Below are 10382 nucleotides of genomic sequence, written 5' to 3'. Positions count from 1 at the left end.
CGGCATCCGCCTACACGCGGCCCCTTCTGTCTTCCCCGTCTCGCGGTCCCCCCCCCCCGGCCCCGGGATGGTCGCCACCGTCGCCGCCGGCTACCCCGCACCGGCTGTGCTGGGCCTGGCGGGAGCCGCGGTCCTCACCCAGGGGTATGCCGTGGCGCTGCTCTGGGGGTTCGTGCTCCTCTGCGCGCTGATGCTCGTGCTGATCCGCAACCTCTACGGCCTGTGGGTGCTGCTCGTCGTGGGTGGTGCCGTCGGTGCGGCGACGTGGTTCCTGCCCGCCCAGGGCGCGGGGTGGACCGCATCCCTGCTCGTCTGGGCCCTGCTGCTCGCTGCGCCGCGCTCGGTCGTCGAGATGCAGCGGCAACGCCGGCGCGGTGGCGAGCGGCGGTCCGACGCGGACCAGCTCGCCCGCCTGACCGGCTCGCCTGCCGTGGCCTGGGTCGCCCTGTTCTGGAGCGTCTGCGTCGCCTGCCTGGCCGCGGGCGGGTGGCTCCTGCTCCGCTGAGCGGCGCTACGCCATACTCCCCGCATGCACCCTCGCCACCAGACCGTCCAGGACGCGCTGCGCGACGCCGGGGTCGACGCCCGGATCCAGGTGCTCGACGACCACGCGCGCACGGCGGTGCTCGCTGCCGAGCAGCTCGGCTGCGCAGTGGCGGCGATCGCCAACAGCCTCGTGTTCATGGCGGACGACGTGCCGCTGCTCGTGATGGCCAGCGGCGCCGCACGGGTCGACACCGCGGTGATCGCCGGCGCGGTCGGGGCTGCGACGGTGCGCAAGGCGAGCGCCGACCAGGTACGTGCCGCGACCGGTCAGGCCATCGGCGGCGTCGCCCCCACCGGCCACCCGACCAGGCTGCGCACGCTCGTCGACGAGGACCTGCGCGCCCACGAGACCGTCTGGGCAGCGGGGGGCACGCCCGACTCGATCGTGCCGCTGACGTTCGACCAGCTGGTGACCGTCACGGGCGGCGAGGTGACGCGGGTCCGCTGAGCCGGACCGGCAGCGCGGTCTGTGGCGCCCCCCGGCCGACCGGACGCCTGACGTGGTGCTGGCGTCGGCAGGACGAGGCCAGCAGCGGCCCTCGTCCGTCGTCATCGCCGCATCGTCCCTCTCCTGTCACGACCGGCAGCACGACGCGTCCGGTCGGGGGTCAGGGCAGGCCCTCTTCCGCCGGGACCAGCTCCCGCTGCGGCTCGTGGAGGGGACCGGTCGGGGGCAGCTGCTTGGCCGACCTGGCGCGGACCCGGGCGATGCGGCGGGTCTCCAGCAGCCAGAAGAACGCGAACAGGCCGATCTCCCACCACTCCAGCAGGATCACGAGGTGGCCGGGGGCGACGAGGGCCGACAGCCCCCACATCAGCAGCGGCCCGAGCACCATGAGCGCGAAGATCACCAGGTAGGCGCGGCGGGCGGACTCCTGCAGGTCCTCCAGCCGGTAGAACGGCCACGTGTTCGTCAGCACGGCGACCGCCAGCGAGCAGATCAGGAAGATCGCCGCGAGGTCGTGGATCGTCAGCTGCACCGGACCCAGTCGCAGGCCCTCCATCGTCACCTCGTCGGCCGGGACGAACCACAGCTGCTGGACCGCGAGCGCGAGGAAGCCTGCCAGCAGCAGGAGGGTGAGCACCACGAACGCCCTGGTCAGAAGGACGCTCATCCGTGAGCCCCCGGTGGCGACCAGCTGCTTGAGGTTGCCGGAGCGGAACTCCCGCCAGAACAGAAAGACGCACATGAGCACCACGGTGCTCAGCGCGACCCGCAGCGACCAGACGTGGTCGGCGGCCGTGAGCCCGTCGGGCGTGGGCCTGCTGCGCAGATCGTCCATCAGCTCCGCGAACCCGGTCGGCACCAGGGCGACGAAGACGGCGTAGAAGCCGGCGCCGTTGAGCGTGTAGTCCTCCAGCAGCCCCACCCCCTGGTAGGCCACGAGGCAGACGGCGACGGCGAGCAGGGTGCCGACGAAGACGTCGCGGACCGGCCCCCCGTAGTAGGCGCTGATCGAGGTCTCCAGCTCCTGCTGCAGCAGGGCGGTCCCCCCGGTGACGATCAGCAGCAGCACCGGCAGGCCGACCATCAGCCAGCGCAGGTAGGCGTACGTGATGCGCGCGATCTCCGCGCGCCGCTCCGCCTCGGTCGTCCTCCCGGCCGCGACCGCCCCAGCAGCACCGGCCTGCACCCCCTCGGTCTCGGCGACGCTCATCCCGGCCTCCCTCTGCCTCGTGCGTGGTCCCCTCCCTCCCAGGGTGCCCGACGCGGGGCCGCGGCGGAAGCGACGCGGCGTGGGTAGTTCTGCCTAGGTGCGCGGCGGGCTGTCACGCGGCGGGCTGTCACGCGGCGGGCTGTCACGCGGCGGGGTCCTCCGCCCCTTCGACCGGGCTGCGGGGGTGCGCTGCCTCTTGTCGGTCCCCGGCTCCCAGCACATGCCGCGCACGACCTCCTCGGCGATGTCGGAGAGGCGGCGGCCACCGGCTCGGGCCGTGGCACGCATCAGCTCGAAGGCGGTGAAAGTGTCGATGCCGGCACGCTCGGCCAGCATGCCCTTGGCCTGCTCGATGACGACGCGGCTGTCGAGCGCGTGCTGCAGCTGCGCCTCGCGCACCTCGTGCCCCACCACCTCGCGGCGGTTGACCAGACCCACCGCCGCCATCCGGCCCAGGGCCTCGGCGAACCGTGCGTCCTCCGGCGTCAGCTGCACCAGGCGCCGCCACAGCAGGGCGTAGGCGCCCAGGGCCCGATCGCCGACGGCGACGGGCACGGCATACACACTCTGGATGCCGAGCCGACCGGCCTCCTCCGTGAATCGCTCCCACGCCTCTTCGCCGGCGCGGTCGGCGAGGAAGGTGACCGGTCGCCGCTCCCGGTGCGCCACGGTCATCGGGCCCCCGTGCCGCAGGCTCGCGAGCCACAGGTCGTGCGCGACCCGGTTGCTCGACCCTGCGCCACACGGGCTGCTCGACCCCGCGCCACACGGGGGGTCGCCCTCGTCGTCGAGGAACACGATCGCCCCCTGGGCGCGCAGCAGTGACCGCCCCTGGCCCAGAAGGGTGTCGACGACGCTGCTGTCACGGTGCGCGTCGGTCACCCCGGCCAGTGAGAGGAGAACTGCGAACAACTCTTCGTCGCGCTGCATGGTCATGCTGCCCCTCTCATCGTGAGAGCAGACCCTGTCCGCGCCGACCCCCGTCACGGTGGGGGTCGTCAGGCTCACCATAGACCTGCTCTCGGCCCGCTGCGCAAGAAATGCTTCCGAACCCCTTGCGCGCCAGCACGGGTCGGGCGTACCTTCGGCTCAACGTCACCAGGGGCACTCGCCCCGCGCGTGACACCGGTTCACCCACAGGCCCCGGACCCCGGCCGCATCTCGTCGCCGGAGGCCACCGTGACCCCCCTGCCCGCGACCCCCACCGGGGGTGACACGCTGCCAGCGGACGAGCCGCTGAGGGTCACGCTCGTGTCCGAGGGCACCTACCCGTTCGCGATGGGCGGGGTCTCCGTGTGGTGCGACCAGCTGATGCGCGGCCTGCCGGACCACCGCTTCGAGTTCATCGCCCTGACCGTCGACGGCCACGACCGGCCGCTGTGGGAGGCGCCGGCCAACCTCGAGCGTGTCCGGTCCCTGGCGCTGTGGACGCCCGAGCGCGCGCCCCGCGGCCGACCGCACCCGGCCACCCAGAGGGCTGTCTCCGACCTCGCCGCCCAGCTCGTCCGGCCGCCGCCGGACGACTCTCAGGCCGCCGCCACCGGCGTCGCGGCCTTCCTCGACGCCCTGCACCGCACCGCCGTCGCCGCCCGGACCCGCGGCACCACGGCCGGGTTGTTTACCGACGACCCCGCGGTGCAGGCGCTCACGTCCCACTGGTGCGAGGCCACCGGTGCGGGAATGACCCTGCGCGACGCGCTCGACTGGGGGGGCCTGCTCGAGCACCTGCTGCGCCCGTTGCAGGAACGGCCGGTCGAGGCCGACGTCGTGCACGCCGCGATGAACGGTCCCTCCATGCTCGTCGGGATGGCGGCCCACTGGGAGCACGGCACCCCGGTCGTGTTGTCGGAGCACGGGATCTACCTGCGCGAGCGATACCTGCTCGAGGACGACCAGCCGTTCAGCCGCGCGGTGCGCTTCCTGCGCCTCAACTTCTTCCGGCTCCTGGCCGCCGCGTCCTACCAGGTGGCCGCCGCTATCGCCCCCCACTCGCGCTACAACCGCCGTTGGCAGCTGCGGTGCGGAGCCGACCCGGACCGGATGCACACGATGTACAACGGCGTCTGCCTCGACGACTTCCCGGTGGCTGCCTCGGAGCCCGACGTGCCGACGGTCTGCTTCCTCGGTCGTATCGACCCCGTCAAGGACGTCCGCACGCTGATCAAGGCGTTCGCCGCCGTCCAGCGGACGCTGCCCCAGGCTCTGCTGCGGATCTTCGGCGCCGCCCCTGCGGGGCAGGAGGACTACCTGGAGGGCTGCCGAGCGCTGGCCGAGGAGCTGGGTATGGGGCACGCCGTCACCTTCGAGGGGCCGACCCGCCAGCCGTTCGACGCCTACCACAGCGGCTCCGTCGTGGCGCTGTCCAGCATCTCCGAGGGATTCCCCTACTCGATCGTCGAGGCGATGGCCTGCGGGCGACCGGTCGTGTGCACCAACGTCGGCGGGGTCGCCGAGGCCGTCGGAGACGGCGGCCTGGTCGTCCCGCCCCAGGACCCGGAGGCCCTGGGGCGGGCTCTCGTCAGGGTGCTGCAGGACGACGACCTCCGTGCGCAGATGGGCCGTGTGGCGCGGCTGCGGGTGCGGGACCAGTTCACCGTGGACCGCTGGACCGGCGCCTACGGAGACCTCTACGCGCAGGTGACGGGCCGGGCGGGGTCCTCGGCACCGGCCCTCGACGCCGAGCTGCGGGAGGAGGTGCTGGTCCAGTGACCGCCGCCGTGGAAGCGCTCGGCACCCGTCTGGGGCCGGTCGTCACCGAGTCCGTGGACGTGCTCCACGTGGCCGCCGTCCTCGAGTCGTCCGGCATCACCGACGATCTGGCCCGTGACCGCTACGGCCACGAGGACGTCTTCGCCCTCGCCACCACCCTGCGCGCCTGTGCGTCCGACGGCAGCACGACCGAGAGACCGACGACCCCGCACCCCGGGACCATCCCCGCCGCCGCGCCGCTCCGCCGCGAGCGACCCCGGTCTGCGTCAGGCGTGTCCAGCCTCGGGCACGGCGTCATCTACCTCCTTCCCGCACTGTCGATGCCGGCGCTCCTCACGCTCGTCGGGACCCCCCACGCCCTGCTCGCCCTCGTCGTCGGCGCCGCCCTGGGCTGGCTCTGGGCGGTGGTCATGACCTGGCGCGCCTACGGCGTGCTGAGCGCGACCGCCAGCTCGGAACAGGGTCAGGAGCACGCGGCCGCCGACCTGCGCCGCTCGGTGCTCCTGGGTGTCGTGGCCGGCACGCTCGCCGGGCTGCTCCTCGTCGTGGTCGGCCGGAGCCCGGTGGTCGTCGGTGTCGTGGCAGCGTCGGTGACAGCCGCCCAGCTGGGCACCACCCTGCTGTTCTTCCTCCGGCGCCGCCGTGCACTCGTGGTCGTGCTCGTGGTCCAGGGAACGGTCGGTCTGAGCAACCTGGTCGCACCGGCCGTCGTGCCGGCCTGGGTCGTGCTCGCGACGTTCGTGCTCTCCATCGCCTCGCTCCTCGTCATCGGCGGGGTGGGGCGGGGACCCGCTGCCCCCGCCGTGGCGCTCGTCGGCCTCACCCCGGTCCTGGGCTACGCGGTCGCCAGCGTCACCTTCCTCCTGCTCCCGCAGGCCCACTTCCTCCGGCTGGGCGGCGGGCTGCCGCTCGCCCTGGCCGGACTGTTCCTGACGATGGGCTTCGTCGAGTGGCGGGCCGGACTGCTGTCCCGCCGGCTGCGCGACGAGCTCTCGTGCAGCGACACCCCCGCCCGGTTCCGGCTCCGCGCGAGCGGGCCCGTCCTGGCTGAGGTGCTTGCCTGCGCCGCCGTCACCGCGCTGGGCGCGGCAGCCATGCTGCTCGTGCTCCAGCGCGCCGGCCTCCTGTCCGCCGGGGTCAGGACCGTGGCTCTGACCACGGTCCTGCTCGCCCCTGCCTACCTCCTGGCGATCGTCCTGGCCAACACCGGGGCCTACGCCTGGCTGGCGTCCTGCTTCGCCGCGGGAGCCCTCGTCGAGACGTTGCTGTCGGTGCTCGCCCGAGCCCCGATGACCAGTGCCTTCGTCACGGCCACGAGCCTCCTGCTCCTGGCCCTCGGGGCCGGTCTGCTCACCAGACCGGTCCAGCACTTCAGGTGAGGCTCCGCGGCATACCCGCGACGGCCGCACCACCACAGCACCACCGCAGGGATGGGGATCTCTCTCATGCACGCTGTCGTCCTCGCCGGGGGGAAGGGAATCCGCCTCCGGCCCTACACCACCGCTCTGCCCAAGCCACTCGTCCCGCTGGGCGACGAGGACGTCATCCTCGACGTCATCTTCACCCAGCTCTCCCGTCAGGGGTTCACCTCGGTGACCCTGGCCATCAACCACCTCGGCGACCTGATCCGCGCCTACGTCGGCTCCGGCTCCAAGTGGGGCCTGAGCGTGGACTACTCCATGGAGACGCAGCCGCTGGGGACCTTCGGACCGCTCTTCCAGCTCCGGGACCGGCTGCCAGAGCACTTCCTGGTGATGAACGGCGACATCCTCACCGACCTGCCGTTCGACGACCTGCTCATCGAGCACACCGGCACCGGCGCGCCGCTGACGGTCGCCACCTACGTCGCCGAGCACCAGGTCGACTTCGGGGTGCTGGACCTGCGCGGGGAGCGGATCCGTGGATTCACCGAGAAGCCGCGGCTGACGTACCACGTGAGCATGGGGGTCTACGCCATGTCCCGCTCGCTGCTCTACCACTACGAGCCGGGCATCCCCTGCGGGGCGGACGAGCTCATCCTCGACCTCATCGAGCGGCAGGACTTCCCGGCGTGCTACCCCTACAGCGGGCTGTGGCACGACATCGGCCGACCCGCGGACTACGACGGGGTCAACTCCAGCTTCAAGGAGCTGCGACCGCTCCTGCTGCCGGAGCCGTTGCCCGTCTCGGCCGTGTCATGACGCGGGTCCTGGTCCTCGGAGCCCGGGGCTTCCTCGGGGCGCACGTCGCCGCGGCCGCCCGTGCCCACCACGCGGTGGGCACGGTGCTCACCCCGACGCGGCACGAGCTCGACCTCGACGACGGCGTCGAGGCCGTCGGCGCGGCGCTGCGACGGACGGTGCCCGACGTGGTGATCCTGTGCACCGGTCGGCTGGACGGGACGATCACCGCGCTGACCGCCGCCCACGCCGGGGCGGTGGCCGTGCTGGTGGAGGCGATCGCCGGCCTGACCGACCACCCGGTCCGGCTGGTCCGGCTGGGCTCCGCCGGGGAGTACGGCCCCGTGAACTGGGGCGACGCCGTCCGCGAGGACGACCCGACCTGGCCTGTCACCGCCTACGGCGCCAGCCATCTGGCCGCCACCCACCTGCTGAGGGTCGCGGTCATGGGGGGCGCCCTCAGCGGCAGCACGCTGCGGGTCTTCAACCCGGTCGGTGCCGGCGCCCACGGGCCGAGCCTCGCCTCCCAGGTGGCCGTTCGCATCCGTCGGGCCCAGCTGGAGGGCAAGCGCGAGATCAGCACCGCCCCGCTGACGACGTGGCGCGACATCGTGGATGCCGACGACGTGGCCCGGGCCGCGCTCGCCGCCGCGCTCGTCCCCGGCCCCCTGCCGCCCATCATCAACATCGGTTCCGGTCGAGCCGTCTCCAGCCGGGAGGTGGTCGAGACCCTGGCCGACGTCGCCGGCTGGACCGGGCAGATCCGCGAGGACGGGCCGGCACCGGACCGCTCGGCCGGCGTCGACTGGATGCAGGCCGACACCCGTCTGGCCCAGCGCGCCCTCCACTGGCACCCCCGCCGCTCGCTCACCGACTCGCTGCGCGACGTCTGGGAGGGCGGCGACCACCACCACCGCATCCCCCTGCTCACGAAGGACGCGTCATGACCCTGACCATCGGCGTCGTCGGCCTCGGCTACGTCGGGCTGACCCTCACCGCCGCTCTCGCCCAGGCCGGCCACACCGTGCACGGGGTGGACACCTCGCCGCTGGTGCTCGACGGCATCCGCTCCGGGCGCCTGCACCTGCAGGAGCCCGGGGTCCAGGAGACCCTCGCCCGCTGCACCGGCCGCACCGTGCACGTCGGTGACGTACTTCCCACCCAGCGCTACGACGCCGTCTTCATCGCCGTCAACACCAGCATCGACGAGCACCACCAGGTTCGCCTGGGCCCGTTGCTGGCGGCGACCAGCGCGGTCGCCGAGCGGTGCGCACCCGACACGCTCGTCGTCGTCCGCAGCACGGTGCCGGTGGGCACCACCCGCACCGCGGTGCTGCCGATCCTGCAGCAGGCCTGGGGCCGGCCCCTGGTCTGCATGGCCCCCGAGCGCACCATCCAGGGGCAGGCGCTGCGCGAGATCATCGAGCTTCCCCAGGTCGTCGGCGGGGTCGACGACGCCAGCCGCGACGCCGGGGTGGCCCTCTTCGAGCAGGTGTCCCGGACCGTCGTGCCCGTCTCCTCCACGGACACCGCGGAGATGGTCAAGCTGGCGAACAACTGCCACACCGACCTCATCTACGGCTTCGGCAACGAGATCGCGCTCATCGCCGACCAGCACGGCGTCGACCCGCTGGAGGTCATCTCCGCGTGCAACCTCGACTATCCGCGACCGGACCTGTCGCGGCCCGGCTTCGTCGGTGGAGCGTGCCTGTCCAAGGACCCGCACATCCTCATCGGTTGCACGCCCGGATACGACACCCCGATGGTCCGGGCGGCGCGGCAGGTCAACGAGACCCTCCCGCAGTACGTCGCCGAGCAGGTCATCTCCCTCCTGCAGCAGACGCGCGGCCGGTGCGAGGGGGCGACGGTCGCCGTGCTGGGCTGGGCCTGCAAGGGAACACCGCCCACGGACGACGTCCGCGGAACAGCCGTCGAGACCCTCGTGCCGCCGCTGCTGGCCGCCGGGGTACGGGTGCTCGGTCACGACCCGCTCGTGCCCGACGACACGGTCCGCGCGCTCGGCGGCGAGCCGACCGACCTCGTGGGCGCGCTGGCCGCCGCGGACGGCGTGGTGATCGTCAACGACCACCCTCTCTACCGTCACCTCGACCTCGTGGGCCTGTGCCCGGACGGTCCCCCAGCGTTCGCCTACGACGCCTGGCGGGTGCTGGACGAGGCGGCGCTCACCGCAGCCGGGGTCGTCTACGCCGGTCTCGGGCACCGGGGGCGCCAGCCCGTCTCCTCGCCCCTCCTCCGGATCGTCCCGGACCGTGTCGCGCAGGTGCCGGCATGAGGAGCGTGGTGCTCGGCGGCGCGGGCTTCATCGGCGCCCACCTGGCGCGACGTCTGCTGGCCGAGGGCCGGCAGGTCACCGTCGTCGACGACTTCTCCCGCGGCGCGCGCGACGCGACGCTCGATGAGCTCCGGGCCGGGGGGGCAGACGTCGTCTCGGCCGACCTCACCCGGGTCGAGAGCTGGGCGTCGCTCGGTCAGGACTGGGACGAGGTCTACCACCTCGTCGCGGTCGTCGGCGTGCGCAACGTCGAGCGCGACCCGCTGCGCTGCCTGCGGGTCAACACGGTGACGGCGTTGCACCTGATCGACTGGGTGCCGCCGGCGGCGCGGGTGTTCTACGCGTCCACCAGCGAGGTGTATGCCGGGGGCGTCGAGTCCGGCCTCGTGGCGGTCCCGACCGCCGAGGACGCCCTGGTGGCGGTCCCGCACCCCACCGCGCCGCGTGCCGCCTACGCGGTGAGCAAGCTCTGGGGCGAGGCGGCGCTCGCCCACGCCGGTGCCGCGCGGGGGTTCGCGTGGGTGACCGGACGGTTCCACAACGTCTACGGCCCGCGGATGGGCATGGACCACGTGGTGCCGGAGATGCTGTCGCGGGCCGGCGGCGGCGAGTCACCGTTCCGCGTGTGGGGCGCCGGCCAGACGCGGGCGTTCTGCTACGTCGACGACGCCGTCGAGGCGGTCCTTCGGCTGATGGGGACGCCGACTGCGACCGGCCGCACGGTGCACATCGGCACGGACGTCGAGACGAGCATCACCGACCTCGCCGGACTGGTGCTGGAGACGGTCGGGGTCCACCCGCCGCTGCAGCCGCTGCCGGCACCAGAGGGGTCGGTCAGCCGTCGGTGCCCCGACATCACCCTGCTGCGTTCCCTCACCGGCTACGCCCCCGCGGTCGGTCTCGACGAGGGGGTGCTGCGGACCTGGCGCTGGTACTCCGACTCCGACGCAGCTGCCCCTCCACCCCGCCCGATCGCCACCCTCGCCCCCACCGCCTGACTCGTGAAGGACCGTGACA

General features: G+C 73.2%; 10 protein-coding genes. 8 read left to right on the top strand and 2 right to left on the bottom strand.

Annotated elements, in window-relative coordinates:
* Window positions 1-505 (top strand): M50 family metallopeptidase (locus ACI3ET_RS06080; protein ID WP_405032086.1); only part of this gene is annotated, 505 nt, incomplete at its 5' end.
* 24 nt (window positions 506-529) lie between these two features.
* Window positions 530-994 (top strand): YbaK/EbsC family protein, encoded by a 465-nt coding sequence (locus ACI3ET_RS06075; protein ID WP_405032085.1) that lies wholly within the window; start codon window positions 530-532, stop codon window positions 992-994.
* A 160-nt stretch (window positions 995-1154) separates the two neighbouring features.
* Here the strand turns inward: ACI3ET_RS06075 and ACI3ET_RS06070 are convergent, their stop codons facing one another.
* Together ACI3ET_RS06070 and ACI3ET_RS06065 are read right to left on the bottom strand one after the other, a co-directional pair.
* Complete coding sequence (locus tag ACI3ET_RS06070) at window positions 1155-2204, bottom strand: hypothetical protein (RefSeq protein ID WP_405032084.1); 1050 nt, start codon at window positions 2202-2204, stop codon at window positions 1155-1157.
* A 93-nt stretch (window positions 2205-2297) separates the two neighbouring features.
* Window positions 2298-3140 (bottom strand): GAF and ANTAR domain-containing protein, encoded by an 843-nt coding sequence (locus ACI3ET_RS06065; RefSeq protein ID WP_405032083.1) that lies wholly within the window; start codon window positions 3138-3140, stop codon window positions 2298-2300.
* Window positions 3141-3383: 243 nt separating this feature from the next.
* On the opposite strand from ACI3ET_RS06065, the gene pelF reads away from it, so the two are divergent.
* From pelF to ACI3ET_RS06035, 6 genes are all read left to right on the top strand, one after another.
* Window positions 3384-4913, top strand: coding sequence for a GT4 family glycosyltransferase PelF (gene pelF / locus ACI3ET_RS06060; RefSeq protein ID WP_405032082.1), 1530 nt, complete (start codon window positions 3384-3386; stop codon window positions 4911-4913).
* A complete protein-coding gene (locus ACI3ET_RS06055) occupies window positions 4910-6292 on the top strand; it encodes a hypothetical protein (protein ID WP_405032081.1) in 1383 nt (460 codons plus the stop codon). The genes pelF and ACI3ET_RS06055 overlap by 4 nt, the downstream gene beginning before the upstream one ends.
* A gap of 66 nt (window positions 6293-6358) precedes the next feature.
* Window positions 6359-7093, top strand: coding sequence for a sugar phosphate nucleotidyltransferase (locus ACI3ET_RS06050; RefSeq protein WP_405032080.1), 735 nt, complete (start codon window positions 6359-6361; stop codon window positions 7091-7093).
* On the top strand, window positions 7090-8019 hold the full coding sequence (locus ACI3ET_RS06045) for an NAD-dependent epimerase/dehydratase family protein (RefSeq protein ID WP_405032079.1): 930 nt from the start codon (window positions 7090-7092) through the stop codon (window positions 8017-8019). Before ACI3ET_RS06050 ends, ACI3ET_RS06045 begins: the two co-directional genes overlap by 4 nt.
* Window positions 8016-9365, top strand: coding sequence for a nucleotide sugar dehydrogenase (locus ACI3ET_RS06040; RefSeq protein WP_405032078.1), 1350 nt, complete (start codon window positions 8016-8018; stop codon window positions 9363-9365). The genes ACI3ET_RS06045 and ACI3ET_RS06040 overlap by 4 nt, the downstream gene beginning before the upstream one ends.
* On the top strand, window positions 9362-10363 hold the full coding sequence (locus ACI3ET_RS06035) for an NAD-dependent epimerase/dehydratase family protein (RefSeq protein WP_405032077.1): 1002 nt from the start codon (window positions 9362-9364) through the stop codon (window positions 10361-10363). The genes ACI3ET_RS06040 and ACI3ET_RS06035 overlap by 4 nt, the downstream gene beginning before the upstream one ends.
* The last annotated feature ends 19 nt before the right edge of the window (window positions 10364-10382 follow it).

It is taken from the genome of Ornithinimicrobium jinqii (assembly GCF_045032595.1).
GTDB lineage: Bacteria > Actinomycetota > Actinomycetes > Actinomycetales > Dermatophilaceae > Ornithinicoccus.
This window is presented reverse-complemented; position numbering and strand designations above follow the sequence as displayed.